This window comes from Bacillus safensis FO-36b, from assembly GCF_000691165.1.
In the GTDB taxonomy this organism is placed as follows: Bacteria; Bacillota; Bacilli; order Bacillales; family Bacillaceae; genus Bacillus; species Bacillus safensis.
On the sequence record NZ_ASJD01000006.1, the window covers coordinates 161758 to 185765 of the forward strand.

The following is a 24008-nucleotide window of genomic DNA, read 5'->3' on the forward strand; positions in this document are numbered from 1 at the left end:
AACCCCCGTTTATTTTTTGATCTTGAATCCTATTTCATGGTCCACTCTCGCAAAGTGACCTTTAGCAGTTTGAATAATTGTTTTTCCGTGTTCAGGCGCGTCTGTGATATGGGCTGTTCCTTCGTTGCCGTCAATCACGATGATGCGGACCTTCCCAGGTTCTAAATTCTGATCAATGGTTGTAGCAAAATCTTTTATTTCTGTTGGTTGGTTCATCCGCTTCGCCCCCATGTGTTATAATTAAAGTGTTGGATTTAATTAGCACTGGAGCAGCGGCTTCGGTGTTTTTTTATGCCCATTTATCCATCTGGAACGTTGGTGACGGTTTTAGTTCTTCTCGATATACGATAGGATGTTTTGCTAGATACGCTTCTAGCTCCTCTTTAGTCATCTTCCACTCGATGACTGGACCCGCAGCGTATGGGTTGTTAGGCTTTCCGCTCATGTTTTCCACCTCCGATCCTCGGTATTTCTGCTCCGCCCATTCGCTTGCAATCTGCTCCGAAGCGGCTTGAACATTGTTTGAACTGCTTGCAACGTGTCATACAGGCCATAAGCTTATCTTCTTTTTGAACCCACAACGGACGATCGTCTGCTATTACCACGTTTAACAGTTGGTTTCCCCCGCCTTCCTTTTCAATTTTTTCAATTTTTTGAGTTTGTCCAGCTCTATGAACCCTAGCGACCGATCAAAAGCAATGACCTTTAGCGGCGTATCAAATTTGCGTTCGTACAGCTTTCGCTTGATGGCGAACTCCTTTGTTTCCATGCCTTTGATGTCGATTATTTCTTTTGATCCATCGAGTTTAGTGATCTCGAAGTCTGCAATATATTCAATCTTCCGAAAAGTCTTGTCGTTCTTTTTGAATGCTTCTTGCAGTTCAAAACGTGGCTGCAATGAAAAATCTTTTATCTGCTTGGATTGCTTGAGCCATTTAAGCTGCTCATAGTATTTGGCTTCTGCCTTACTATCGAAGGTGAAGCCGTCTACTACCGTTTTACGTGCGCCGTATTTATTGGACATGTTTTGTTGATCCTCGCTTTCCGTTGCTGGAAGTGCTTTTTCAGTTCGGCAACGAGTTTTTCTTTTTCCGATTCGTTTAGGTTGGTTCGTTTCAGTAGTTCAGTGATGCTAGGATTCATTATTTTTCCGTTAACAGCTCCGGATTTTCGTAGATGCTTCCGATTCTGGTGTTTCTGTGGTCTGAATTGTGGTAGACTTCCCAAAACTTTCCTTCCCCGTCTGTTAACTCAATTGTTCTCCGTTTATGCCTCACAAAAATTCCTATTTTGGTTGGGTTCATTGTGCCAGCCCATCCATTTTCGATGATGTCACCAAATTTAAACTTTACCTGCTTCATTCGCTTACCTCCCGTCATCCCGCATCCATTGCAGGAGCTTCCTTTCTCTTGATGATGCCGTGAAAGCGATAGTGATTAGTGCTGCCATCGTCTTCATGCTGTCTTGCCTTCTAGTGCTTGCGCTTTCGCAAGCATTTGATTTAATTGCTCGATGACTGGCTTTAGGCTTTGCTTACGTCCTGTGGTGTTACAATCAGGACAAGGGAAGAAGCCCGCCATGAAGGTATTTTCGTTTATGACGACTTTCTCGTCATTGCATGTGTTGCACATTTTAAACCGCTCCTTCTAGTCGATGATTTAACTTTATATTCTTCTCAATAGTGACCGTGTAGTCTTTTGCCATTTCATAGATTCTTGCTGCAAATGCTTCGTCAATCTCCAAGAGCTGGTTTAAATCAAGCTCACATGAAACCATGATCGGCTTGTAATTTATATAACGATAGTTGACGATCTCTTGTATCTGTGTGAACTGCCACTGTGTCACTTGAGGAACGCCGTCCATTGGCTTGAATAGGTCATCAATAAACAAAACATCTACGGTCTTTAAAAGATCCAGCTTAGTAGCTAGTTGACTAAAATCTTTTCGTAGATCGGTCATGCCCTCCAGATAAGGGAAATACATGACAGATAATTTATACCGCTCTATAAATCCATTTGAAATGCTCGTAAGAAGGTGTGTTTTCCCTGCTCCTGACTGACCAAGTAGGGCAATGCTGTTTTCTCTCATGTCTCTAATCTCATTAAATTTTTGAGCATATTCAAATGCACAGTTATAAAGCTCTTTAATCTCATCCGCCTTATTTTCAAGAGAGAAGTTTTTAAAGGTTAGTTTCCTGAATCCTTCTGAAATGTTGCTGGCACTCATCAGCTTCATTTGCTTCTTTCGTGCTGCTCTTTCAGCAACACAAGGACACTGACGGGAATAAGTCGTTTTCCATTCCTTTGCTTCTTGAGGGCTGCACACTTTGCCAGCGAGAAAGTCTTCTTCGCGAACCATTTCATGAGCTGAAAGATCAAAGCGTTTCCCCTCTTTTTTCATACGCTCTTCCGTGCTTTTGTGAATCCGATACACGATGATTCCTTTATCCTTACATTCATCACATTCATACTTTTCTTCTGAGACGGCCTGTACCGAAGATTGGCGTGACTTTAGATTGGCCTTCATTCTTTGAAACACTTCGTCTAGCGTTGCCTTTGGCATCCTGCTTGCCTCCTTTGTTGATTGGTCTGTACAATACCGCTGAAACCCAGCCTATTGATTTTCGATCCTTCTCAACAGCTTCTTTCATGACTTCGATCACTTTAGCTTCTCCGTGATCATCAATCATTTGATTGATCTTTTCAGCATTAATCGGGCTTAATGTGCCACCAAAATGACTTTCAAAAAAAACGAATGGGTTCATTGGCTTGTCCTCCTGTCGTGTTGGTTTTTCTTCTTTCGGCTTTTCAGGTTCGTCAGGTACAGGGGCAATGCTTGCTTTAGTCTCAAGACTTACGATGCGATAACTACCCGCTGATTTACCTTTAGGCTTGTATTCAATCCGGCCATGTTCTATCAATAGTTTCCGATGATCTATCATGGTCTTTTCGGCGACTCCTAACCGCGAATAAAGACGACTGTTGGAAACCGTGAACCATTCTTTCCAGGTGCAATTATTGTTAATATCCATCAAGTGAAACCACAATGCTTGAGTGGTAGGTTTTAGTTCTGTTGTTTCAAGCCATCGCATGAAGCCGTTTATTTCTTTCAGGTAATTCACTTACTCACGCCCTTTCGCATAGAGCTGTCATTCCGTCGATGCGGACAAGCTGTAAATTTGGTTCAGTTCTTTTGATGTAACCCTCGACATAGTTTCGGAACAACTCAGACCTATTAGGTGCCCCTTCTGTCATCCATACATAACAGAAGGGAATAGGCACTCTAATTGAACGGGAGGTCGTCATCTTTTATATCAACCGCTTCGCCGTCAAAAGGATCGGCATCTTTTGCGCTTGGCTTTTCATCAGCATCAATAATTTCCGTTTCCGGCATTTCATCCGTAATGTCGATGCGCTCACGCTGTTCTTCTCCGTCTTCTTTCAGGGCTGACTGCATTTCAACCGACAAGATGCCCCATTTGCTCAAGATTGCTTTTAATACCGTTTTGAGTGCCATAGCATCCCAATCATTTTTCCACCCAAAATCGGACTTGCTGAAACGTTTTTTATGCTTCTCAACGTCTGCTTTAGTCCAATATGTTGTTTTTCTAAAACCGTTTAGCAGCTCAAAATATGCGGCATATCCAATGACTGATTCTGATTCGCGCTTTTCAAAATCTATATCAATTTCTTCCGTCAAAGGGTTCCATTTTTGAAGCTCCCCCTCACGAATAGGTATACAGTTGATAAATTTGTATTGTCCGGTTCTTAAAGCCAGCTGGATATAACCTTTGTAGCCTAGTTGAAATTGTGCTTTTCCACCGTAGGGAACAATCCAGGCATAACCCAAGTTCTTATCTACTGGCAGATCAAGCGTAGCCGCTACCATTGCAGATGAAATAACGCTCATCGGCTCCGCTTTTTGAAGCATCTTCTCGCTGCTATATAGACCTAAAATTGACGCTGTAAACTGTGGCGCTCGCTTCCCTAAAACCTCTTCAAAGCGGTTCATGACTGTTGGTGAAGAAAGTAGTGATTTGAGTGATGTTCCTTGAGCAGCTGGTGCCGCCCCGTTACTTTGCCGTTTCTGAATGTTGTTTTTTAATGACTGATTTGTAGCCATCATTCGACCTCCTTGATTCCGAAGCGCCTTGACTTCGTTTCTTTTATGACTTTTTGATAAACATCGGGGAAATGCTCTTTCAGTTTGTTTGTGTCTACTCTGTTAGAAACAACTGGCTTCCAAGTTGCTTGATACTTCCCGACAAACCCCGTTTCAGCGTCTTTCAATTCTTGCTTGATCTGATTCTCAAGCTCTTTGGCTTGCTCTTGAAGTGCGGCAATGTCTGCTTTAAGCCTTAAATAGTGTTGGATGCGGTCTTTATTTGCGCTTGTGAGATCAATAATTTTGGTACTATCTGATTCAGCATATTTCTTCTTCAAGAACTCTTCGGCTGCGCTTGATCCGTCTAATGCTGGAGCAACACCTTTTAGCACATGGTCATTCCAAAAATTCACGACAGATGAGAAGATCATGTTAATTAGTTCTTCATCACGCTCAACTTCTTTCCACACAAACCGATTACCGCCAATCAGTACAGCGAAGTAACCTTTTTTGTATTCGGGGCCTAAAATCCCTAGATAATATTGAACCTGAACAATGTAACTGGCGGGAATCTCATCATCTATCCATTCCTTTGCGTTATAGGCGGATGTTGTCTTGCATTCGAGAATAGCTTTTTCACCAACGATCATGCGGTCAATGTTTGCTAGAATCATAGAGTGTTCAGGATGCTGTAAAATGGCGTTTTTTTTACGAACCTTTTTGCCGCTCCTAATCTCAAATTCTTTCGCCACAATGTCTTCAAGAATGGTTCCAAAATAAGCTGCGTCGCTCTGCTCATCATCCAGCAAGACTTGCCCTGTCTTTTCAAGCCATAATTCAAACGGCGTTTTCCATTTACTCAAGCCAAGCACGACAGCAGCATCAGAACCACCTATGCCCTTCTGACGAGAGAGAAGCCATTCCTCACGGGACATTTCAGCTGTAGATGAAAGGACCTTCGCTTGCATGGCTACATACCTACCTTTTGGCGATATGCCGCCTGCCCTAACTGGATATATTTTTGTTTGGCTGCTGCGTTTGGAAAGTTGAACACGGGTTGTCCTTTTTTGTAGTCGATCCAACCGCCCGCTTGCTCTAAACGTTCTTGCGCTTCACGGCGGTGATCAAAACTGATTTGGTATTTACTCATTTGAATCACCTTCTTTTTCTGAGAAGCTTTGAACAACAGGTGTACCTTTGGTTTCTCTCATCACACTACGAAGATCGTTTCGTGGTCTTTCTACAATGTCTTTTACTGTAGGATTAACACCTTTAACAAAATGTGTGATGTGTCCTACTAATCCTTTCAGCTCATCACTGGTTAGCCCATCCGCTTCTAGGTTTATTTCTAGCTCATTTCGTTTAATTGATAATTTCATCATTGTGTATACCTCCATTGAATTTTTGTGAAAGATTTGGTATACTGTCTGTACCTAATCAGAAGCAATACACCTTAAAACTCGCTATGCCAAGCGGGTTTTTTTATTTGTCTTCATCTTCTTCATCTTCATATCCATTGCGCTCCGCTTCGTCCTTCCAGTAGTCTTTCGGATAACCAAAGCTATTAATCTGCGTTACCATCGGATGCTCAATATTCAATGGTTTCAGTCCTTTCATTGCGTTTGACAAGCTCAAGACGCACACCATATTTCTGTTGGATTTCCTTGGCTTTATTAATTAAAAGACCCTTGTTTCCCATCCTCATTAGATCCTCACTAATGATTTCAACGCTTCCAGCTAGACTTGCTAGTTCCTCATAATCACCATCTTTTAGTGCTTGGTGAGCAAGGTGTAAAAGCTGGTTTATGGAATCAATTTTGTCTTTTGCTTTCGATAAGTCTTCTTTCAAAAACTGTTTCTCAATCATGCTAGTACGGCCTCCCTATCCTGTCTTTTGTGCATTGCTACCTCTGCGACAATGGCCTTTTTAGACCATTTCTCAGTTAGGTCTTGTATCTTCAAACCAAACTCTCTCGACATTGAGTACATGAGCGTTTTGTTTGCCTGCGTTAGATCATAAATCTGTTTTATCGCCTGCATTGGAAGCTCAGCATGTTTCCCAGGTCTAGTATTGTTCAACCATTCGGCTAGATCACTGATAGCCTTTTGTGCATCTTTCATTTCTTGCACTAGATTGATAAGGGCTTTATGAGCACTATCATTTAAGGCGGGATCAATTGGCGCGGCTGCCATTGGGTGAAGCTTGAAAATGAAATGAACAAGGTCAATATGTTCATAGGCACCGCATATCTCAAACCAACGGATACAAATTTCAGGGGAAATAGGGGCAAGGCCATTTTCAATGTTTGAGACATATTTCTGATTCCTCCCTAAAAGTTTTCCCATTGCTATTTGTGAAATTCCTATCTCAAGACGCTTCTTATGCATCATCTTGCATAGGTTCGCTACGTTATAAGGGCTGTTCGCCATATGTTCGCCTCCTGCTTTATACTTTTTGTGGTGCTAAAATATTAATGAAGGGACAGGCTCAGCTGGCCTGTTGTTTTTTCAAGCGGTTGATGATGTAAGCTTGTCCCTTTGGCGTGATCTTCATTGTGAGCCATGCTTTCGATGACCCGTTTACTTCTCGGACACCTTGGGCAATTTCGAAGTAACCACGGTTTACATACTCTTGATAAGGCTCGTTCTTTTGGCTGAAAATCATTTTCCAATCTCGCAGTTTTTGAAATAGTTTTCTTTCGCCTATGATGATGCCTTGCTTTGATGCCAGCTTTGCAACCTCACGAACTAATAATGATTTTTCTGAGGCCATACAGCTTTCAGCAAAGTTGACAAGCGGTTCTTGAATTTGCAGTGTTCGTTGTAACTGCTGTTTCTCTTCTTGTTCGGCGATCCATCGCTTTGCACGGCTGACTGGATCTTCAATCATGTAAGATGGTGCATTCATTTCTTGGATGTAGTTTTTCATTTTCTTAAATTCATTGATGAATTTTATTTTCATTTTCATTGCTGCTGGCGTTGTATATGACATAGCAACCAAAGCAAAAGCATCTTCTGTTAAGTTGTATTTGCGGTATTTTCGCTTTCGTTCATTCTCGTAAGTTGACTCCTCAAAGTTGAGGAGTGAAAAATCTGTTTCACCAGCTTGTTTCAACTTTTCGATTTGAACCTCAATGTCTCGTAAAACAAAGTCATGTCTTTTATCAAAAACCTTTGAGATCGTCAGGCTGTCTGTAACAACTTGATTTCCTTCAACGAAAACGAGTTCGCTCATGCTGTAACTCCTTTCTTGAAATACTTGGTGTTGTCCTCAACCCATCTTGTGTTGTTCTCAATCCATTTAAATAACATGGCAGTAGGAATCTTTTTCCCGAACTCATGATTCACAGGGAAATCAGGTCTAGCCATTAATTCAGCCATTTTTGTTGGACCGCAGCGTAAAACCTTCATTGCTTCGTCTCTTGTGAGGATTTTTGGAAGCTCGTTGAGCGATGATAGTCTTTCAGTCAGAATTTCTGTTGCACGATCGGCAATCTTGTTGGCAACAGCATCAATGAATTTTTCGTCATACTGCATCGTGAACATTGTCTTCACCTCCTATGCGGTGTTTGTTTTTTGACCTTTCAAATTCTTCGATTCGTATATTTTGTTTACAAAAAAATTTTGGATTGGTTCGTCTAATACACTGGCAATATCTTTTAACAATTCAACATGAATTTTTCGTCTTCCTAGTTCATATGAGTTGTAAGTAGCTATAGGGACATTAAGTTCTTGAGCTACGAATTTTTGAGTAATTCCCTTTGATTTACGAATACTGCGTAACTTTTCATTTACTTTCATGTAGATGCACCTCCTTATATACGAATTGAAGAACTTGCTGTTAAACTTATATTAATTCTTCGTTTCGTATATGTCAACACAAAATTATACTTTTCGTTTATTTTTTTTACTCATAACGAAGAATGTTGTACAATTTGTAGAAAGTATGAATATCTTGGAGGAATAAAAATGGCTCTGGGAGCACGAATAAGAGCTTTGAGAGAAGCTAAAAAACTTACACAAAAAGCTCTTGCCGATAAATTAAAAATTCCACATCAAAATCTATCCAATTATGAACGTGGTTTTAGAAATCCTGACTACGAAACATTAATTAAGATAGCGGAATTTTTTGAAGTAACAACTGACTATTTGCTTACAGGAAAAGAGCTGAACTCTTCTTTAAATCCTCATAAGGGTGACTTGATGGATCAGGCACTTAAAGTATTAGACAGTCCAGAGACATTCATCGCTGCTTCTGATGGAAAAATTACACCTGAGATGCAGGAATATGTTTTGGAGTACATTCTTGAAGAATTAAAAAAAAATAAAGACCGCAACAAATAATTCAAAAATGATTATTATGATATTTATTATTATGTTTAGTTTAGTTTAGTTTAGTTTAATTAATGCTGAAGGTTCTGCTGTAAAAATTACAGTAATACCTACAATTGAACGACCATTCAACTGTAAAAATTACAGTAGAGTCTACAATCATTTTTTCTCAACTGAGGGTTCTGCTGTAATTTTTACAGTATAAGTCTTGCGTAAGGATGTAAAATTTTTCGATATTTGTTGAAATATTGAATAGAGTATATACCGATCTGTAGATAGAGAGATTGATCGTTTATATAAAAATTATGTTTAAAAGGGGAATTTGTTTTGAAAAAATTACTTGTATTGTTTCTAGCATTGGGATTAACATTTGCACTTGCAGCATGTGGATCAGAAGACACTTCTTCTGCTAACAGCAGTGAATCATCTAAAGAAACTAAAAAAGAAGACAAAAAGAAAAATAAGGATGCTAAAATGAACACCAATGTTAAAGTTGGTGATATGGTCTACAACATTAAATCAAAATCAACTTCTGAAAAAGTGGGTCCTTCAATTGCCCCAGAAACTGCGAATGGTAAATACCTTATCATTGAAGCTGATTTAAAAAATACAGGAAATGAAAAGATCATGGTTGATGCCTCGTTCTTCAAGCTGAAACGCGGGGAAAAGACATACGAAGCTGATTCAACTGCAAGTATATCTGCTAATCAAAAAGAAGATGGATCTATTGATAACAGCTTTTTAATGCAAGATTTAAATCCAGATGTTGAAATGAAAGGTAAAGTTGTTTTTGATGTCCCAGCAAAAGTAGCGGAAGCAAATGACTTGAAACTAGAAGTACAGACTGGCGTTTTTGGAACTCAAACCGGTACAATTAAATTATCTAAGTAAGCCTTCGGGCTTCTTTTTAAAGTTAAAACTAGAACATACATTCCTTATATTGATTTTGTCCTGAAGATGAAATATCATTAAAATATACACTAGGAATACAAATAATGGTTCCATGTAAGTAATTACATTCAGAACGGGAGAATGATGGAATGTATGGTTTCCTTTTGCAGTTTTTCTTTTTGATCATTGGTGCGGTCTTCTGGATTTATCATCAATCTCTTTACAGACCAGACATAAGAGAAAACATTGTTCTTCTCATTATCATCATAAGTTTCACAGCTATATTCTTTTTTAAAGACATTGAATGGAAAAAAGCTGAATAAAGCCCTGAAACATCGGGCTATTTTTTAGAAATAAAAACAGAACACACGTTCTATAAAATGTCGAAATTTGCTGAAAATTGGTCGTTATTTCCAGTACAAAATATGACAACCTTCTCCTATAATTACATGAAAGACCATATTTTTCCCGAAGTGAAACTATAGATATTTTGGAGGGGATCAAAGCATCATGGGGTATGTCAAAAGTCATTTAGAAGAATGGATTGAAGATCTCTACAAAAGTATTAACATTGAACACTCTCATCAAATTAATTTTGAACAAATTGCCGCTGCTTTGGGGATAAACATTAAGTTCAGCCCACAGAAAAGCTTTGGTTTCCGCGCACTTAGTAAATACGTAATTGTTTTAGATAGTAGAAAGAAAAGGCATGATCAATGGTTGGACTTCGCTCACGAACTGTGCCACATACTCAGACATGAGAACGATTTCAAAATTATGCCTAACACCTGGAACGAATACAATGAAAGACAAGCAACGTATTTTGCATATCACTTTTGCGTGCCAAGTTTTATGTTAAAAAATTTAAGTTTGCCAGCTGACCAAAACAAAGCCGCACTTCTTGTAGCTGAAATTTTTAAAGTTACTTGTGAATTTGCTAAGCATAGACTTAAAATTTACTTTAACAAACTGTCTAGGAGGTAAAACGATGCATTTCAAAGAGTTAGTCAAGGGTAAAAAATGGCTCGCTGTTGGAGATGGCCCACCTGATCCCGTTACCGGTAAACGTAAACAAATACCCAGACGAGGGAAAACAAAAAAAGAAGCAGAACAAAGAGTTCTGAAAGCTATAGCAGCATTAGAAGAAGACGGAATTGATGAAACTGTTGTAAAAAAGATGACTTTTGAAAAGCTGGCTGCTGATTGGATTCGTGATTATACCCTTACCACTGGCAACAAGAAAGGCACCATTAGGATTAGAACAAAAGAAATTAAGATTCTCAACCGATTTATTGCCAAAACAAACATTGCAAAGATCACAACAAGAAAGTACCAAAAAATATTAAATGATCTAACGGAACAAGGTTATGCTCGGAATACAATAAGTGGGGTCCATACTACAGCAGGGCTGATTTTTAAATATGCCATACAACAAAAGTTATTGAAACATAGCCCAACTGAAGGCGCTGTCGTTCCCAAAAAACGTTTAACTGTAGAAGATATCGAAAATAACCCGATTGAAGAAAAGTATTTTGAAAAAGAGGAACTTGAAGAATTCCTTTTGACTGTGAAAGAATTTGGATTAGATATGGATCTTGAAAGATTTTATTTACTCGCTTTTTCCGGAATGCGTTCAGGTGAATTATGTGCCTTAAAATGGACCGATATCAATTTTGAAACCAAGGAAATTCGTATAACCAAAACCATATACTCAGAAACTAACAACATGAAAGAGTATGAGTTGGTACCACCTAAAACAGCCGGCTCAGTCCGTACAATCGAAGTAGAAGGTCAGATCATGGACATGCTAAAGGAATATCAAATGCGGCAGAAAAAAAGAAGGCTTCAGTCACGCATAAAGCCAGAGGAATACCATGATGGAAATTTTGTTTTTGCGAGAGAAAATGGATATCCATTCCTGCCTAAAAATATCATAGTGCGTATGGAAAGGTTACTCGAGAAAACATCTATTAAGAAGCATGCAACACCTCATATTTTCAGACACACACATATCAGCATGTTGACCGAAGCCCGGGTAGACATTACAACGATCATGAAAAGAGTTGGTCATGATGATATGAAAACTACAATGAGAATTTACACACACGTTACTGAAAAAATGAAAGAGGATGCTTCGCAAAAAGTCCAGAAGACTTTCGGAAACATCCTCAATATCGGGATTTCATAAAGAAATGTTATCAAAATGTTATTTTTTTGAGCATTTCAGATGAAATCAACGGTCAAACCCTTGGTATATCAAGGATTTCCGCCGTTTGATTACATCATTCCGCCCATTCCACCCATGCCGCCCATATCTGGCATTCCGCCGCCTGAGCCGCCTTCTTCTGGTTTGTCAGCAACGACTGCTTCAGTTGTTAGAAGCATTGCTGCTACAGAAGCTGCGTTTTGAAGTGCAGAGCGAGTTACTTTTGTTGGGTCAACGATTCCTTTTTCGATCATGTTTACCCATTCGTTTGTTGCTGCGTTGAAGCCTACGCCAATTTCTTCGTTTTTCAAGCGCTCAACGATAACAGATCCTTCAAGACCTGCGTTGTGAGCGATTTGACGAATTGGCTCTTCAAGAGAACGTAGAACGATGTTCACACCTGTTTGAACGTCACCATCAGCTTCGATTGAAGCGACTTTGTTGTATACATTCACAAGTGCTGTACCACCACCGGATACGATACCTTCTTCAACTGCTGCGCGAGTTGAGTTCAGTGCATCCTCGATGCGTAGTTTACGCTCTTTTAGTTCTGTTTCAGTAGCAGCACCAACTTTGATGACAGCGACGCCGCCAGCTAGTTTTGCAAGACGTTCTTGTAATTTTTCTTTATCGAATTCAGAAGTTGTTTCTTCTACTTGAGCACGGATTTGGTTCACACGTGCTGCAATTTGAGCAGAATCTCCTGAGCCCTCTACGATTGTTGTGTTTTCTTTTGTCACAACAACTTTAGACGCGCGGCCAAGCTGACCGATTTCAGTTGATTTCAGGTCAAGTCCTAGGTCTTCTGTGATTAATTCTCCGCCAGTTAGAACAGAGATGTCTTCAAGCATTGCTTTACGACGATCACCGAATCCAGGTGCTTTTACTGCCACTGCGTTGAATGTACCACGAAGTTTGTTCACAACAAGAGTTGCAAGTGCTTCGCCTTCTACATCTTCAGCAATGAGCAATAATGGTTTTCCTTGTTGTACAACTTGCTCAAGTACAGGAAGGATTTCTTGAATGTTTGTGATCTTTTTATCCGTAATTAAGATGTAAGGATTTTCAAGAACCGCTTCCATCTTATCAGAATCCGTCACCATGTATGGTGAAGCATATCCGCGGTCAAATTGCATACCTTCAACCACTTCAAGCTCAGTTGTGAATCCTTTAGATTCTTCAATTGTGATAACTCCGTCGTTACCTACACGTTCCATAGCTTCTGCGATTAGGCTGCCGACTTCTTCATCTGCTGCAGAAATAGCCGCAACTTGAGCAATTGATTCTTTGCCTTCGATTGGTTTAGAAATCTCGTGCAAGCCTTCAAGTGCTACTTTCACTGCTTCTTCGATCCCTTTACGCACGCCAACAGGGTTTGCACCAGCTGTTACGTTTTTCAGACCTTCACGGATCATCGCTTGAGCTAGAACTGTTGCAGTCGTAGTACCGTCACCAGCTACGTCGTTTGTTTTGCTTGCAACTTCAGCCACAAGTTTTGCACCCATGTTTTCAAATGCATCTTCTAATTCGATTTCTTTTGCAATCGTTACACCATCATTTGTGATAAGTGGAGAACCGAATTTTTTCTCAAGAACCACGTTACGTCCTTTAGGTCCTAAAGTTACTTTTACAGCATCTGCAAGTGCATCTACACCGCGTAACATCGCGCGACGTGCTTCTTCACTGAACTTAATATCTTTTGCCATAATAACGAAACCTCCTCAGTCTTTTTAAAAATTTATCTCAATTTTTTTATGTGATTAGCCAATAACGGCTAAAATGTCGCTCTCACGAAGGATTAAATATTCTTTGCCTTCATATTTCACTTCAGTGCCTGCATATTTTGAGAAGATAATGCGGTCGCCTGTGCTTACTTCTAACGCAACGCGCTCACCACTTTCAAGTACACGCCCTGAACCTGCTGCAACAATTTTACCTTCTTGCGGTTTTTCTTTAGCAGAATCCGGTAAAACAATACCGCTAGCGGTTTTTTCCTCAGATTCAACGAGTTCAATGATTACGCGATCGCCTAATGGCTTTAACATAAGAAACAACCTCCTCAATTTTATATGTAGTCTTTTTTAGCACTCATCACCAGAGAGTGCTAACACATTTATTATAATAAAGAATGTCTTCTGCAATTTCAAGTAAAAACCTTTAAAAATTTTTACGCTTTCACGATCTTTTTTGATCTCAGATTCTTTCCTTTTCATCGAAAAAGGAGACTTGTGTTACAATAAATCTAGTTCTTTTAGTAAAGGGGTTTTCGTTACTTGAAAAAACAATATTGGTACATCATCTTAACGTATATATTGGTGCAGGTTTCTGCGTTTCCTTATGTGCTCATTATGAAATGGCTGGGATTCATTCAATCACCGATGACTCAAACAGAGCTTTCAAAATTATCAGGAACGTGGACAATCATCAGTTTTTGTATCGGATTGATCATTATTCTGCTCATCCTTCGAACCGTCCCAAAAGCTTCACTGCGAAATGAAGCGCCAGTTTCAATCGGTTCTGCTATCGCATGGATCATTGGCGGTTTCTTTCTTTCTCTCTTTGCACAATCGATTGCGGGGGCGATTGAACAATATGGATTCGGCATTGGCCGTGAGTCAGAAAATACGCAAACCATTTTATCCATTATGGATGCCGTTCCTTGGCTTGTCATTGTCATCGCCCTGATTGGTCCAATCTTAGAGGAAATCATTTTCCGTAAAATCATCTTTGGTGTGATTTATGAAAAAACGAATTTCTTCATTGGAGCACTTGCCAGTTCAGTGGTTTTCGCTGCTGTACACTATGATTTTCCCCATATCTTGCTCTATACCGCAATGGGCTTTACCTTTGCCTTTTTATATGCGAAAACAAAACGAATCATTGTTCCAATCGGCGCTCACATGCTGATGAATTCACTTGTCGTTCTTGTGCAGATTGAGCCAGTGAAAAAAATGATTGAAGAACAATCTCAAACCATGCAAATGATTATTGGAGGCTTTTTCTCATGAGAAACCCAGTCGTATGGGGCATCATTTATTTTGCCGTAGGTGTGGCTTTCACCTATATGGCCATTCAAAACCCAGGTGACATGTGGTCATTTTACAGTATTTTGCTGATGGTGTTTGCGGCCTATAATATCAATATCGCGCTTAAAATGTTTGCCTTCTCTGTCAAACTCAAAAAACAGCAGCAAAAATAAATTAAAAACCATTTTCCACTGTTGGAAAATGGTTTTTTTATGGAGGATGTATCTTCATGGAACATGAAAAACTTCGTATATTCAATGATCAGCATGAAACAATTGGAGCTGCCGCTCGTTCAGTTGTCCACGCCCAAGGCCATTGGCATGAAACATTTCATTTCTGGCTTCTTAAAAAAGAGCATAACACCATGTATCTCTATTTTCAGTTAAGAAGTCCCGCAAAAAAGGATTTTCCTTCTCTGTTTGATATCACCGCAGCGGGCCATCTTCTCGCAGATGAACAGCCTTCTGGTGGCTTAAGAGAGGTAGAAGAAGAACTTGGTCTTTCCATCCCTTTTGAGAACCTCACCTTTGCAGGTGTCATACAGGATGAAATCCATATGCCTTCGTTCATCGATCGTGAGTTCTGCCATGTGTACCTTTATATGAATCAAGTTGAGCACATGGAAGTTCATCTACAGAAAGAAGAAGTCGCTGGTCTGTACAGAGCAAAGCTGCTTGATGCGCAGCAGCTGTTAACAGGGACATGTGAAAGAATTCGAATCGAGGGCTTTCAAGTTGATGCAAACGAAGAACGACGTGAGGAAAGCATCGAAGTGGGTGTTCATGATTTTGTCCCGCATGTGCCCGCCTATTATGAGCACCTCTTTCACGCGATCAATCAATTTCTTATACAATAGAAAAAGCATCGTGATCCTCATTGGATCATGATGCTTTTTTATGAAACATAATGTTTTTCTTTCTCCTCTGTTTGCTGCATTTTGCGGTAGGTCACTCTCGAAATGATAATGCTCACTTCATATAAAACGAGCATTGGCAAGGTGACCATGAGGTGAGAAACAAGCTCTGGCGGTGTAATAAGTGCGGCAATGACAAGGAGGACAAAATAGGCATACTTCCGTATTTTTGATAAAAACATCGGTGTGATGATACCAAGTCTTGTGAGAAACATCAACACGACGGGCATCTGAAACAAAAAGCCAAATGGAAGTGTTAACTGCATCAGAAATGTAAAATACTCATGAATCCCAATGACTTGCTCTACATTTAAATCATTCGACATTCGCATCATAAAGTCGACGACAAACGGAAACAAAATAAAATAAGAGAAAGCCACACCGCTCAAAAATAAAAGCAGTGCAATCGGAATGTAAGCAAGTGTCACCTTTCTTTCTTTTTCATATAAGCCAGGACTCACAAACGCCCACAGCTGATATAAAATAACGGGACACGTCAAAACCAAAGCAATGACAAATGCGAACTGCATAAACACGTACAGTGGATCTGTAAGCTTAAATGCGTTCAGCGTGAGTGTTGCCGCTTCATCGGTATTTTGTAAATACACAATGACCGGCTTCGCGAGAAAAAAACCAGCCACCATAAAGGCGACAAAAAACATCGCAATGATCACTAAACGTTTTCGCAGTTCCACAATATGCTCCATAAGCGGCATATCTTTGACATTCATGAAGCTCATCCTATTCTACTGATCTTCTTTTTTCTTTTTTTCTTCCTGATCATCAGCTAAGCCTTTTGTGGCATTTTTGAATTCACGTAGTGTATCTCCTGCTGCTCTTCCTAATTCAGGAAGCTTTTTCGGCCCAAAAATAATGAGCGCTACAATCGCAATCAGAATCAAACTCCCAGGACCGATCGGACCCATTTGCTCCACCCCCTTTACCCCTTTTCGTCAGTCCTCCTGCGTAACAGAGTAATGCTTTAAGAAATACACAAGAGACTGAAGTTCAACCGCCAAATCTATATGATGAATTCGAATGTGTTCCGGCACATTCAATCGAGCCGGCGTAAAGTTAAGGATTCCTTTGATGCCAAGGGCAATCAAACGATCTGTAATGGATTGAGCTGCTACGGCAGGTACTGTCAAAATCGCAACAGGGATATCTCCTACCTCTTGAACATGCTCTTCAAGCTTATCCAAATCATAGACAGGCACGCCGCCTATCTCACTTCCTATTTTACTCTCATTGACGTCAAAAGCCATTGAAATTTTTGTATTATTATTTTTTATGAAATTATAGTGTAAAAAAGCAGTCCCTAAATTCCCGACACCGATGAGCATGACATTGGTCATTTCATCTTGGTCAAGGGTCTTTCTGAAGAAGGTCAAGAGATAATCGACATTATAGCCATACCCTTTCTTCCCAAGTGCACCAAAGTACGAAAAATCTCGGCGAATGGTGGCAGAATCCACTTTGACTGCATCACTAAGCTCTGCCGATGACACCCTTTGTTTTCCTGATGCATGCAGATTTTTTAAAAAACGGTAGTATAGCGGCAAACGTTTGGCTGTCGCTTGTGGAATTTTTGACTGATCTATATTCATATAAGGTCCTCCAACTTAAATATCAGATGCTCTGTGAAAATCACCGTTTTTCCCGCCTGTCTTTTCAATTAGATAGGTAGGACCGATGATCATGCCTTTATCAATCGCTTTGCACATGTCGTAAACGGTCAGTGCACATACTGAAGCAGAAGTGAGCGCTTCCATCTCCACACCCGTACTTCCTTTTGTTTTTACCTGTACTTGTATGTTCAGGATGTGCGCATTTCCGTCTTCCTCCCAATGAAAGGAGATATCCACACCTTTTAGTGCAAGCGGATGACACATTGGAATGATGGTAGATGTTTGCTTTGCTGCCATGATGCCAGCAACCTGTGCAACAGACAGCACATCTCCTTTTCCAATTTCACGTTGCTCTATTTTATGAAACACTTCTTTTATCATACGAACACTTGAAACAGCAACGGCGGTTCTCACTGTAGACGATTTGTCACTAATGTCGACCATCTTTGCTCTTCCCTGTTCGTTAAAGTGGCTAAATTGACTCATCTTTCAACGCTCCCTCACTCAAATGATACACTATTTTTTCCTATCTGTCTTTCATTTGAATATGGCGATTGTATGTAACATTTGCCGGTTTACTGCTGATAAGCTACACTTAACATATTATAGCAGAGGTGAAGTTACATGATGATTCTACAAGTGAATCAGCTGTCCAAATCGTTTGGCGCTGATACCGTTTTAACGAATATAAAATTGGAAGTCAAAGCAAGGGATCGCATTGCCATTGTAGGTCGTAACGGCGCAGGCAAATCCACGCTTTTAAAAATCATTGCCGGTCAAATGTCTTACGAGCAAGGTGAGATCATCAAACCAAAAGACCTATCGATCGGCTATTTAGCACAGCATACCGATGTAACGTCTACACGTACGTTAAAAGACGAATTATTATCGGTTTTTGATCATTTAAAAGAGATGGAACAAGAAATGAGAACCATTGAGGAGAAAATGGCTTCTTCCACAGGTTCTGAGCTGGATGCCCTTATGAAAACCTATGACAGGCTGCAGCAGGAATTTAAAGATCAAGGCGGCTATCAATATGAAGCAGATGTCCGCTCCATTCTTCATGGACTCGGCTTTAGTCATTTCGAAGATGAGACAACCGTCCAATCCTTAAGCGGCGGCCAGAAAACCCGTCTAGCGCTTGGAAAGCTCTTATTAATGAAACCAGAACTCTTAATTCTGGATGAGCCGACCAACCATTTAGATATTGATACCTTATCATGGCTGGAGCAGTATTTGCAAAATTATACAGGTGCCATTCTCATCGTGTCCCATGACCGCTATTTCTTAGACAAAGTCGTAAACCACGTCTATGAAGTCTCAAGAACTTCGATGAAAAAGTTTGCAGGAAACTATAGTAAGTATCTTGAGCTGAAAGCAGAGCAGCTAGAGCGTGATATGAAACTCTACGAAAAGCAGCAAGAAGAGATCTCAAAGCTTCAGGATTTCGTGGATCGCAACCTGGCAAGAGCCTCGACCACAAAGCGCGCTCAAAGCAGACGCAAGCAGCTCGAACGGATGGATCGTTTAGATAAGCCTTTAGGAGACGAAAAATCCGCAAACTTTCATTTTGATATTACGAGACAAAGCGGCAATGATGTGCTTAAGGTGCATGATCTCGATATTCGTTATGATGAAAAAACACCGCTCCTATCCTCTCTTTCTTTTCAGATTAAACGAGAGGATAGTGTGGCACTCATTGGTCCTAACGGGATCGGGAAATCAACCCTTTTAAAAACGTTAACAAACACATTAACACCAGTAAAAGGCGAGATCACTTTTGGATCTCATGTCACGATCGGCTACTATGACCAAGAGCAAGCCAAACTGACATCCTCGAAAAAAGTGCTCAATGAGCTTTGGGATGATTATCCTCATATGAATGAAAAAGAAATTCGGACATGTTTAGGAAACTTCCTATTTTCCGGTGATGACGTTTTAAAGCCTGTCCATGCATTAAGCGGTGGAGAAAAAGCACGCCTTGCACTAGCAAAGCTGATGCTCCAAAAAGCCAACTTTCTTATTCTCGATGAGCCTACAAACCATCTGGACTTAGATAGTAAGGAAATTTTAGAGAATGCACTAATTGATTATCCAGGAACCATCTTATTTGTCTCGCATGATCGTTATTTTATCAATCGTCTCGCCACGAAAGTATTTGAGCTTTCGCCTACAGAAACAAGAGAATATCTCGGTGATTATGATTACTATCTTGAAAAGAAAAATGAACAACTAGAGCTGGAGGCACTTCAAGAAAATGAACCGCTTAAAATACAAGCTGCACAGCAAGCAGAAAAGGCAAAGCTTTCTTATGCGGAAGAAAAAGAGCTGAAAAAGAAAGAAAGACAAAAGCAGCGCAGAATCGAAGAAATTGAAGAACGCATTGCTGTCATTGAAGAAAAGCTCAGTGAAAATGAAAAGCTTCTATGTGATCCTGAAATTTTTCAAGATCACGAGAAGGTCCAAGACATTCAAACAGAAAATGATACGCTCAATCAAGAGCTGGAATCACTTTTTGCGGAGTGGGAAGAGCTGTCAGAAGCTTAAAGAGTGCCCTAAGGGTACTCTTTTTTCTTTCAATGAAAATTTATTATCCACAATGATACCCACAATAACTTCTTGATTATTCTTAAATACTTTGGACTTATCCACTTTATCCACAGAGTTTTAATCACATATCCACAAAAAAGATCATATTTATACACACCCTCTTCATTTTAAAACAAAATTTTCTAACAATTGTGGATATATAACGTTTACATGTGAATAAATCGCTTTCATCGAAAAATAAAAAACCCCTGTAATCCACAGGAGTTTTCATTCATATGAGACTAGTGATAACCCTGGCTGGCCATTCATCGTCATATCGCCTCTGATTCCTTTTTCAAATGCAACGGTTCCAGCAGCAGCGATCATGGCTGCATTGTCTGTACAAAGAGATAATGGCGGAATAATGACCTTCACGTCTGGCAGCTTCGTAAATGCTGAGGTTAAAGCTTCTCTTAGTCCTTTATTGGCAGCGACTCCTCCAGCTAGAACAACTTGCTTCACACCATAGGCTTCTGCTGCTTTCAATGTTTTCCCAACAAGCACCTCAATGACGCTTGCTTGAAAACTTGCGGCCAAATTCTCTGGGGCAATCGTTTCACCCTTTTGTGACGCATTGTGTAAGGTGTTGATCACAGCTGATTTTAAACCACTGAAGCTAAAGTGATAGGACCCTTCTTCAAGCCATGCACGAGGAAGCTTAATTGTCGGCTCCCCTTCATGCGCTAACCGATCAATGTGAGGTCCGCCTGGATACGGGAGACCCATCGTCCGGGCCACTTTATCGTACGCTTCTCCAGCTGCATCATCTAATGTTTCTCCGATGACCTCAAAAGATCCGTGCTCCTTCATTAAAACAAGCTCAGTATGTCCGCCAGAGACAACAAGAGCTAAACACGGAAACTCCAATTCATCAACAAGCTGGTTTGCATAAATATGCCCTGCAATATGATGAACACCTACAAAAGGAATTTGATGGGCAAAGCTCAGTGCCTTTGCTGCATTGACACCAATCAGCAGAGCACCGACGAGGCCAGGTCCTTCTGTGACAGCAATCGCATCTAAATCCTTAAAGCTCATACCCGCCTGTGCCATCACTTCTTCTAATACGATGGTGATTTGCTCCACGTGATGCCTTGAAGCAATTTCGGGTACAACACCGCCAAATCGTTTATGACTGTCTATTTGCGAGGCCACCACATTTGCCACGATTTCCTTTCCATTTTTGACAATGGACGCAGCTGTTTCATCGCAGCTTGTTTCTATACCTAATATGAATCGATCTGTTTGTTCACTCATTTATATTCACCCACATGACTAATGCATCTTCTCCATTATCCGTATAATAATTCTTTCGAATTGAAGCTGGTCTGAAACCGAGCTTTTCATAGAGGGATTGTGCTGGTGTATTCGAAACCCGCACCTCTAAAGAAAGATGATCTGTCTTTTTTTCTTTGCAAAATTCCATGACATGTCGAAGCAATGCTTCCCCGTAGCCTTTTCCTCTATGCTCAGGGAGAATCGCAATGTTCGTAATTTGTGCATCGTCCATGACAATCCAGACCCCGCAATACCCAACAGGCTTCTTATCTTCTTCAATGAGGAAATAATGGCTGTATTGGTTATGGAGAATCTCATACACAAACGATTCCTTTTTCCAGGGTGCTGTAAACGAATGCACTTCAATCGTATACACCTCTGGAATGTCTGCTACTGTCATTTGTCGAATCTCTGCTAGGTTAAGATTATTTTTGTCCTTCAAGCCATTTCACTTCCGCTTCTGCCAAACGAATATAGTTAGGAACAAGCTGATGGACATCTTCAGCAGGACGATCTGCGCCTAAAAATGCAAGCACTGCTGGTCTTGGGTTATGAAATGTCCCCTCTGCCAGTACAGCCGTTTCTCCTAAAATGGAGCGAATGCTCTCTTCATGAAGATGCACATCTTGTCCAAGAAATAGAACAGGCTTTCCTGTCTGCTTCATTTCATGAAGCCAATCCGTGAGCAGGATATTTTGATCTGGTTCTACCTCTTTGATCTTACCCTTTTCAAACATATATAGTCCGGTATAAACTTGGCCTCTTCTCGCATCAAATAGAGGTGAGATATATCCATCAAAATATTGGCCATTTGCCGCAAGTGTTTCTAAACTCGAAACAGCTGATATCGGGATAGACAGGGTCCACGCAAGTGTTTTTGCGATGGTAACACCGATTCTGACGCCAGTGTAAGAACCAGGTCCTTTTGCTACAACGATTTTGCTTAGTTCGCTTGGTGATACACCACATTCTTTCATCAATGCTTCAACAGTAGGCATCGCTCGGACGGAATGGTTCTTTTTTAAATACGTAATGCTCTCGCCAATCACAGTGAAATCTCTTACAAGAGCAATTCCTAGTGTATGGTTTGATGTATCAATGGCCAGTATGGTCAAATTCTTTCATCTCCTTACAAAGGGTCTCATAACGCTCCCCTTTTGCATCAAACGTGAGATGCCGTTCTTCTTCACGTTCTGTTCTCAGCATTTCTATTTTTAAATAGGAAGAAGGCAATTGAGGCTCAATAAGATGTGCCCATTCAACCAAGCATATACCTTCACCCTCAAAATATTCTTCGAGTCCGATCTCTTCATCTGCATCTTCCATGCGATACACGTCCATATGATAAAGTGGCAGTCTGCCATCAGTATATTCTTTAATAATTGTAAAGGTGGGGCTGTTGACGATACGGGTAATTCCTAAGCCTTCCGCAAAACCTTTTGAAAAAGTGGTTTTGCCTGCACCTAAATCTCCTTCTAATGTCAATACATCGCCTGGCATCACAAGTTTGGCCAAAGCAGCGGCAATTCGTTTCGTCTCATCCGCACCTTTTGTCGTCCATGTTAATTTCACCGTTGATGTCACCTCATTTCTTAAAATGATTATATCCTTTTTTCATTAACATTGTTTGTTGATCATTGTCTTTTAACATAACACTGGCTGCTTGATCATCTTTGACTTGTCCAATACGTGTGACCTGAATGCCTTCTTTTTGACATTGCGATTCAAAGCTTTCCCAATTAGATTCTGGTATCGTACCAGTTAAAACAAAGTCTTCTCCCCCAAATAACACCCATTCAAGCCAGTCTTTGCGCAGCACCTGTAAATCTGGATGAATTGGAAGCTTATCAGCTTCTATCTCGATCATCACACAGCTCGCTTCGGCTATCTCATTCAACTCACTCGCTAATCCATCACTTACATCATTCAAGGTGACCCGCGGGAAACTTGAACAAATGTGTCCAGCAGCAATATGAGGCTGAGGCATTTTATGACGCTTAAGAAAAAAATCAGCATCGACCGCCTTAGAAGGGGCTGCTTTGTTCATTAAGATTGATAACCCAGCAGCTGATGAACCGAGTTCACCTGTGACAAAGACAACGTCTCCAGTCTGAGCACTGTGACGATAACAAGCTTTTCCCTTTGAAACCTCACCAATCACCGTCACGGTAATAACAAAGTCACTGCGGGTGGCCACTGTATCTCCACCAATTAAATCCATATGATAAGAGTCAGCCAACGCTTTCATTCCCTCGTAAAGTTCCGTGACGATTGTCTCATCACCATGAGGCGGGATCGCAATTGAAACAAGATAATACTTTGGGGTCCCTCCCATTGCAGCGATATCACTGACATTGACTGCCACTGCCTTAAAGCCAACTTCAAATGGTGTGGAAAAGTCAAAACGAAAATGAACATGCTCCACCATTGTATCAACACAAACGACCTCTTCACAATGTGAATGAGGTTGATAAACACTTGCATCATCACCGATGCCCATGATCAAAGAGCGCTGATATGTATCTTTTGGTGTGATTCGGCGAATAAGATCAAATTCATCCATAAAAAGACAGCCCCTTCTTGCAATCAATTGGTTAAGTAGACATGAGGTCAAACACAGTTAGTATTAGTGTAGCGAATATAAGTCTCAGTTCCAACTAAAAATGATATAAAGAAAGCCTGGTGTGAAAAAACCAGGCTGAGTTGAGGTAATCTATCTATTCTTTCTTATAGTGTAGCCAAACACAAATCATTTCATTGCAACTTGGGCACTTGTAGAAAGAAAAAGACATAAAAAAAAACGAAACTATACGTTTTCGTTTACAAGTCATAAAAATGGCGGTCCGGACGGGACTCGAACCCGCGACCTCCTGCGTGACAGGCAGGCATTCTAACCAACTGAACTACCGGACCATTTTGGTTGCGGGGGCAGGATTTGAACCTGCGACCTTCGGGTTATGAGCCCGACGAGCTACCGAACTGCTCCACCCCGCGATGATATAAAGATAACAAGCTTGGCGGCGTCCTACTCTCACAGGGGG

General features: G+C 40.5%; 34 protein-coding genes, 2 tRNA genes and 1 pseudogene. 8 read left to right on the forward strand and 29 right to left on the reverse strand.

Going from position 1 to position 24008, the window contains the following annotated elements; genetic code table 11:
* Window positions 1-9: 9 nt before the first annotated feature.
* The 16 genes and pseudogenes from BA81_RS14005 to BA81_RS14075 form a co-directional block, all read right to left on the reverse strand.
* Complete coding sequence (locus tag BA81_RS14005) at window positions 10-216, reverse strand: XtrA/YqaO family protein (RefSeq protein WP_034282973.1); 207 nt, start codon at window positions 214-216, stop codon at window positions 10-12.
* 73 nt (window positions 217-289) lie between these two features.
* Window positions 290-445 (reverse strand): hypothetical protein, encoded by a 156-nt coding sequence (locus tag BA81_RS19800; protein ID WP_008348759.1) that lies wholly within the window; start codon window positions 443-445, stop codon window positions 290-292.
* A gap of 113 nt (window positions 446-558) precedes the next feature.
* Window positions 559-1024 (reverse strand): annotated as a pseudogene (locus BA81_RS14015) (DUF1064 domain-containing protein).
* Window positions 1025-1142: 118 nt separating this feature from the next.
* Window positions 1143-1361: a hypothetical protein gene (locus BA81_RS14020; protein ID WP_034282981.1), complete on the reverse strand. Its 219-nt coding sequence runs from the start codon at window positions 1359-1361 to the stop codon at window positions 1143-1145.
* A gap of 93 nt (window positions 1362-1454) precedes the next feature.
* Window positions 1455-1631 (reverse strand): hypothetical protein, encoded by a 177-nt coding sequence (locus tag BA81_RS19805; RefSeq protein WP_169737557.1) that lies wholly within the window; start codon window positions 1629-1631, stop codon window positions 1455-1457.
* Window position 1632: 1 nt separating this feature from the next.
* Window positions 1633-2562, reverse strand: coding sequence for a DnaA ATPase domain-containing protein (locus tag BA81_RS14025; RefSeq protein WP_051627360.1), 930 nt, complete (start codon window positions 2560-2562; stop codon window positions 1633-1635).
* The gene (locus BA81_RS14030) at window positions 2465-3121 is read right to left on the reverse strand and encodes a DnaD domain protein (RefSeq protein WP_034282985.1); all 657 of its coding nucleotides are present in this window, start codon (window positions 3119-3121) and stop codon (window positions 2465-2467) included. The genes BA81_RS14025 and BA81_RS14030 overlap by 98 nt, the downstream gene beginning before the upstream one ends.
* 161 nt (window positions 3122-3282) lie before the next feature.
* Window positions 3283-4122, reverse strand: coding sequence for a recombinase RecT (locus BA81_RS14035; RefSeq protein WP_034282988.1), 840 nt, complete (start codon window positions 4120-4122; stop codon window positions 3283-3285).
* A complete protein-coding gene (locus BA81_RS14040) occupies window positions 4122-5072 on the reverse strand; it encodes a YqaJ viral recombinase family nuclease (protein WP_034282990.1) in 951 nt (316 codons plus the stop codon). Before BA81_RS14040 ends, BA81_RS14035 begins: the two co-directional genes overlap by 1 nt.
* A gap of 2 nt (window positions 5073-5074) precedes the next feature.
* Complete coding sequence (locus tag BA81_RS14045) at window positions 5075-5254, reverse strand: hypothetical protein (RefSeq protein ID WP_034282992.1); 180 nt, start codon at window positions 5252-5254, stop codon at window positions 5075-5077.
* The gene (locus BA81_RS14050; RefSeq protein WP_034282993.1) at window positions 5247-5486 is read right to left on the reverse strand and encodes a hypothetical protein; all 240 of its coding nucleotides are present in this window, start codon (window positions 5484-5486) and stop codon (window positions 5247-5249) included. Before BA81_RS14050 ends, BA81_RS14045 begins: the two co-directional genes overlap by 8 nt.
* 206 nt (window positions 5487-5692) lie before the next feature.
* Window positions 5693-5971 carry a YqaH family protein gene (locus BA81_RS14055; protein ID WP_034282995.1) on the reverse strand — a complete coding sequence of 93 codons (279 nt, stop codon included), beginning with the start codon at window positions 5969-5971 and terminating at the stop codon, window positions 5693-5695.
* Window positions 5968-6534, reverse strand: coding sequence for a helix-turn-helix domain-containing protein (locus BA81_RS14060; protein WP_034282997.1), 567 nt, complete (start codon window positions 6532-6534; stop codon window positions 5968-5970). The genes BA81_RS14055 and BA81_RS14060 overlap by 4 nt, the downstream gene beginning before the upstream one ends.
* A 58-nt stretch (window positions 6535-6592) precedes the next feature.
* Complete coding sequence (locus BA81_RS14065; protein WP_034283000.1) at window positions 6593-7339, reverse strand: Rha family transcriptional regulator; 747 nt, start codon at window positions 7337-7339, stop codon at window positions 6593-6595.
* Window positions 7336-7650, reverse strand: a complete 315-nt coding sequence (locus BA81_RS14070; protein WP_034283001.1) for a hypothetical protein — start codon at window positions 7648-7650, stop codon at window positions 7336-7338. The genes BA81_RS14065 and BA81_RS14070 overlap by 4 nt, the downstream gene beginning before the upstream one ends.
* A 12-nt stretch (window positions 7651-7662) precedes the next feature.
* Window positions 7663-7905, reverse strand: coding sequence for a helix-turn-helix transcriptional regulator (locus BA81_RS14075; RefSeq protein WP_034283004.1), 243 nt, complete (start codon window positions 7903-7905; stop codon window positions 7663-7665).
* A 168-nt stretch (window positions 7906-8073) separates the two neighbouring features.
* On the opposite strand from BA81_RS14075, the gene BA81_RS14080 reads away from it, so the two are divergent.
* The 4 genes from BA81_RS14080 (at window position 8074) to BA81_RS14095 (ending at window position 11515) form a co-directional block, all read left to right on the forward strand.
* Window positions 8074-8448: a helix-turn-helix domain-containing protein gene (locus tag BA81_RS14080; protein WP_034283007.1), complete on the forward strand. Its 375-nt coding sequence runs from the start codon at window positions 8074-8076 to the stop codon at window positions 8446-8448.
* A gap of 315 nt (window positions 8449-8763) precedes the next feature.
* Window positions 8764-9327, forward strand: a complete 564-nt coding sequence (locus BA81_RS14085) for a DUF4352 domain-containing protein (RefSeq protein ID WP_034283010.1) — start codon at window positions 8764-8766, stop codon at window positions 9325-9327.
* A gap of 510 nt (window positions 9328-9837) precedes the next feature.
* On the forward strand, window positions 9838-10311 hold the full coding sequence (locus tag BA81_RS14090) for an ImmA/IrrE family metallo-endopeptidase (protein WP_034283013.1): 474 nt from the start codon (window positions 9838-9840) through the stop codon (window positions 10309-10311).
* Window positions 10312-10315: 4 nt separating this feature from the next.
* Window positions 10316-11515, forward strand: a complete 1200-nt coding sequence (locus BA81_RS14095) for a tyrosine-type recombinase/integrase (protein WP_034283016.1) — start codon at window positions 10316-10318, stop codon at window positions 11513-11515.
* An 89-nt stretch (window positions 11516-11604) separates the two neighbouring features.
* Here the strand turns inward: BA81_RS14095 and groL are convergent, their stop codons facing one another.
* Together groL and groES are read right to left on the reverse strand one after the other, a co-directional pair.
* Window positions 11605-13239, reverse strand: a complete 1635-nt coding sequence (gene groL / locus BA81_RS14100; RefSeq protein WP_024424467.1) for a chaperonin GroEL — start codon at window positions 13237-13239, stop codon at window positions 11605-11607.
* Window positions 13240-13293: 54 nt separating this feature from the next.
* On the reverse strand, window positions 13294-13578 hold the full coding sequence (gene groES / locus BA81_RS14105; RefSeq protein ID WP_024426730.1) for a co-chaperone GroES: 285 nt from the start codon (window positions 13576-13578) through the stop codon (window positions 13294-13296).
* 228 nt (window positions 13579-13806) lie between these two features.
* Here groES and BA81_RS14110 point away from each other — a divergent pair, with 228 nt between their 5' ends.
* Genes BA81_RS14110 through BA81_RS14120 form a run of 3 tightly spaced genes read left to right on the forward strand, consistent with a single transcriptional unit; the run spans window position 13807 to window position 15415 of the window.
* The gene (locus tag BA81_RS14110; RefSeq protein ID WP_034283019.1) at window positions 13807-14541 is read left to right on the forward strand and encodes a CPBP family intramembrane glutamic endopeptidase; all 735 of its coding nucleotides are present in this window, start codon (window positions 13807-13809) and stop codon (window positions 14539-14541) included.
* On the forward strand, window positions 14538-14732 hold the full coding sequence (locus BA81_RS14115) for a YdiK family protein (protein ID WP_003213897.1): 195 nt from the start codon (window positions 14538-14540) through the stop codon (window positions 14730-14732). Before BA81_RS14110 ends, BA81_RS14115 begins: the two co-directional genes overlap by 4 nt.
* Window positions 14733-14788: 56 nt before the next feature.
* Window positions 14789-15415: an NUDIX hydrolase gene (locus BA81_RS14120; RefSeq protein ID WP_024426732.1), complete on the forward strand. Its 627-nt coding sequence runs from the start codon at window positions 14789-14791 to the stop codon at window positions 15413-15415.
* A 38-nt stretch (window positions 15416-15453) separates the two neighbouring features.
* Here the strand turns inward: BA81_RS14120 and tatC are convergent, their stop codons facing one another.
* From tatC to moaC, 4 genes are read right to left on the reverse strand one after another with little or no spacing between them, the layout of a single operon-like run.
* Window positions 15454-16212, reverse strand: coding sequence for a twin-arginine translocase subunit TatC (gene tatC / locus BA81_RS14125; RefSeq protein WP_098676753.1), 759 nt, complete (start codon window positions 16210-16212; stop codon window positions 15454-15456).
* 6 nt (window positions 16213-16218) lie between these two features.
* Window positions 16219-16398 (reverse strand): twin-arginine translocase TatA/TatE family subunit, encoded by a 180-nt coding sequence (locus BA81_RS14130; RefSeq protein ID WP_008355689.1) that lies wholly within the window; start codon window positions 16396-16398, stop codon window positions 16219-16221.
* 27 nt (window positions 16399-16425) lie between these two features.
* The gene (locus tag BA81_RS14135; RefSeq protein WP_008355687.1) at window positions 16426-17079 is read right to left on the reverse strand and encodes a redox-sensing transcriptional repressor Rex; all 654 of its coding nucleotides are present in this window, start codon (window positions 17077-17079) and stop codon (window positions 16426-16428) included.
* A 15-nt stretch (window positions 17080-17094) separates the two neighbouring features.
* Window positions 17095-17586, reverse strand: coding sequence for a cyclic pyranopterin monophosphate synthase MoaC (gene moaC / locus BA81_RS14140; RefSeq protein ID WP_024424463.1), 492 nt, complete (start codon window positions 17584-17586; stop codon window positions 17095-17097).
* 138 nt (window positions 17587-17724) lie between these two features.
* Between moaC and BA81_RS14145 the strand changes: the two genes are divergently transcribed.
* Window positions 17725-19647 (forward strand): ABC transporter ATP-binding protein, encoded by a 1923-nt coding sequence (locus tag BA81_RS14145; RefSeq protein ID WP_034283021.1) that lies wholly within the window; start codon window positions 17725-17727, stop codon window positions 19645-19647.
* 270 nt (window positions 19648-19917) lie between these two features.
* Here BA81_RS14145 and tsaD read toward each other — a convergent pair whose 3' ends face one another.
* From tsaD to BA81_RS14180, 7 genes are all read right to left on the reverse strand, one after another.
* Window positions 19918-20946, reverse strand: coding sequence for a tRNA (adenosine(37)-N6)-threonylcarbamoyltransferase complex transferase subunit TsaD (gene tsaD / locus BA81_RS14150; protein ID WP_034283023.1), 1029 nt, complete (start codon window positions 20944-20946; stop codon window positions 19918-19920).
* Window positions 20939-21367 (reverse strand): ribosomal protein S18-alanine N-acetyltransferase, encoded by a 429-nt coding sequence (gene rimI, locus BA81_RS14155; protein ID WP_034283048.1) that lies wholly within the window; start codon window positions 21365-21367, stop codon window positions 20939-20941. Before rimI ends, tsaD begins: the two co-directional genes overlap by 8 nt.
* 25 nt (window positions 21368-21392) lie before the next feature.
* Window positions 21393-22082, reverse strand: coding sequence for a tRNA (adenosine(37)-N6)-threonylcarbamoyltransferase complex dimerization subunit type 1 TsaB (gene tsaB, locus BA81_RS14160; protein ID WP_034283026.1), 690 nt, complete (start codon window positions 22080-22082; stop codon window positions 21393-21395).
* Window positions 22063-22539, reverse strand: a complete 477-nt coding sequence (gene tsaE / locus BA81_RS14165; RefSeq protein WP_034283027.1) for a tRNA (adenosine(37)-N6)-threonylcarbamoyltransferase complex ATPase subunit type 1 TsaE — start codon at window positions 22537-22539, stop codon at window positions 22063-22065. The genes tsaB and tsaE overlap by 20 nt, the downstream gene beginning before the upstream one ends.
* A 13-nt stretch (window positions 22540-22552) precedes the next feature.
* A complete protein-coding gene (gene thiL, locus BA81_RS14170; RefSeq protein WP_034283028.1) occupies window positions 22553-23530 on the reverse strand; it encodes a thiamine-phosphate kinase in 978 nt (325 codons plus the stop codon).
* 273 nt (window positions 23531-23803) lie between these two features.
* Window positions 23804-23880 (reverse strand) — tRNA-Asp (locus tag BA81_RS14175).
* Between the two features lie 4 nt (window positions 23881-23884).
* Window positions 23885-23961: transfer RNA gene (locus BA81_RS14180), tRNA-Met, on the reverse strand.
* Between the last annotated feature and the right edge of the window lie 47 nt (window positions 23962-24008).

Excerpts from the sequence above, each read along its gene's own strand:
- BA81_RS14005 (WP_034282973.1), bottom strand. The coding sequence starts at position 216 with ATGAACCAACCAACAGAAATAAAAGATTTTGCTACAACCATTGATCAG.
- BA81_RS19800 (WP_008348759.1), bottom strand. The coding sequence starts at position 445 with ATGAGCGGAAAGCCTAACAACCCATACGCTGCGGGTCCAGTCATCGAG.
- BA81_RS14020 (WP_034282981.1), bottom strand. The coding sequence starts at position 1,361 with ATGAAGCAGGTAAAGTTTAAATTTGGTGACATCATCGAAAATGGATGG.
- BA81_RS19805 (WP_169737557.1), bottom strand. The coding sequence starts at position 1,631 with ATGTGCAACACATGCAATGACGAGAAAGTCGTCATAAACGAAAATACC.
- BA81_RS14025 (WP_051627360.1), bottom strand. The coding sequence starts at position 2,562 with ATGCCAAAGGCAACGCTAGACGAAGTGTTTCAAAGAATGAAGGCCAAT.
- BA81_RS14035 (WP_034282988.1), bottom strand. The coding sequence starts at position 4,122 with ATGGCTACAAATCAGTCATTAAAAAACAACATTCAGAAACGGCAAAGT.
- BA81_RS14040 (WP_034282990.1), bottom strand. The coding sequence starts at position 5,072 with ATGCAAGCGAAGGTCCTTTCATCTACAGCTGAAATGTCCCGTGAGGAA.
- BA81_RS14045 (WP_034282992.1), bottom strand. The coding sequence starts at position 5,254 with ATGAGTAAATACCAAATCAGTTTTGATCACCGCCGTGAAGCGCAAGAA.
- BA81_RS14050 (WP_034282993.1), bottom strand. The coding sequence starts at position 5,486 with ATGATGAAATTATCAATTAAACGAAATGAGCTAGAAATAAACCTAGAA.
- BA81_RS14055 (WP_034282995.1), bottom strand. The coding sequence starts at position 5,971 with ATGATTGAGAAACAGTTTTTGAAAGAAGACTTATCGAAAGCAAAAGAC.
- BA81_RS14060 (WP_034282997.1), bottom strand. The coding sequence starts at position 6,534 with ATGGCGAACAGCCCTTATAACGTAGCGAACCTATGCAAGATGATGCAT.
- BA81_RS14065 (WP_034283000.1), bottom strand. The coding sequence starts at position 7,339 with ATGAGCGAACTCGTTTTCGTTGAAGGAAATCAAGTTGTTACAGACAGC.
- BA81_RS14070 (WP_034283001.1), bottom strand. The coding sequence starts at position 7,650 with ATGTTCACGATGCAGTATGACGAAAAATTCATTGATGCTGTTGCCAAC.
- BA81_RS14075 (WP_034283004.1), bottom strand. The coding sequence starts at position 7,905 with ATGAAAGTAAATGAAAAGTTACGCAGTATTCGTAAATCAAAGGGAATT.
- BA81_RS14080 (WP_034283007.1), top strand. The coding sequence starts at position 8,074 with ATGGCTCTGGGAGCACGAATAAGAGCTTTGAGAGAAGCTAAAAAACTT.
- BA81_RS14090 (WP_034283013.1), top strand. The coding sequence starts at position 9,838 with ATGGGGTATGTCAAAAGTCATTTAGAAGAATGGATTGAAGATCTCTAC.
- BA81_RS14095 (WP_034283016.1), top strand. The coding sequence starts at position 10,316 with ATGCATTTCAAAGAGTTAGTCAAGGGTAAAAAATGGCTCGCTGTTGGA.
- groL (WP_024424467.1), bottom strand. The coding sequence starts at position 13,239 with ATGGCAAAAGATATTAAGTTCAGTGAAGAAGCACGTCGCGCGATGTTA.
- groES (WP_024426730.1), bottom strand. The coding sequence starts at position 13,578 with ATGTTAAAGCCATTAGGCGATCGCGTAATCATTGAACTCGTTGAATCT.
- BA81_RS14115 (WP_003213897.1), top strand. The coding sequence starts at position 14,538 with ATGAGAAACCCAGTCGTATGGGGCATCATTTATTTTGCCGTAGGTGTG.
- BA81_RS14120 (WP_024426732.1), top strand. The coding sequence starts at position 14,789 with ATGGAACATGAAAAACTTCGTATATTCAATGATCAGCATGAAACAATT.
- tatC (WP_098676753.1), bottom strand. The coding sequence starts at position 16,212 with ATGAGCTTCATGAATGTCAAAGATATGCCGCTTATGGAGCATATTGTG.
- BA81_RS14130 (WP_008355689.1), bottom strand. The coding sequence starts at position 16,398 with ATGGGTCCGATCGGTCCTGGGAGTTTGATTCTGATTGCGATTGTAGCG.
- BA81_RS14135 (WP_008355687.1), bottom strand. The coding sequence starts at position 17,079 with ATGAATATAGATCAGTCAAAAATTCCACAAGCGACAGCCAAACGTTTG.
- moaC (WP_024424463.1), bottom strand. The coding sequence starts at position 17,586 with ATGAGTCAATTTAGCCACTTTAACGAACAGGGAAGAGCAAAGATGGTC.
- BA81_RS14145 (WP_034283021.1), top strand. The coding sequence starts at position 17,725 with ATGATGATTCTACAAGTGAATCAGCTGTCCAAATCGTTTGGCGCTGAT.
- tsaD (WP_034283023.1), bottom strand. The coding sequence starts at position 20,946 with ATGAGTGAACAAACAGATCGATTCATATTAGGTATAGAAACAAGCTGC.
- rimI (WP_034283048.1), bottom strand. The coding sequence starts at position 21,367 with ATGACAGTAGCAGACATTCCAGAGGTGTATACGATTGAAGTGCATTCG.
- thiL (WP_034283028.1), bottom strand. The coding sequence starts at position 23,530 with ATGGATGAATTTGATCTTATTCGCCGAATCACACCAAAAGATACATAT.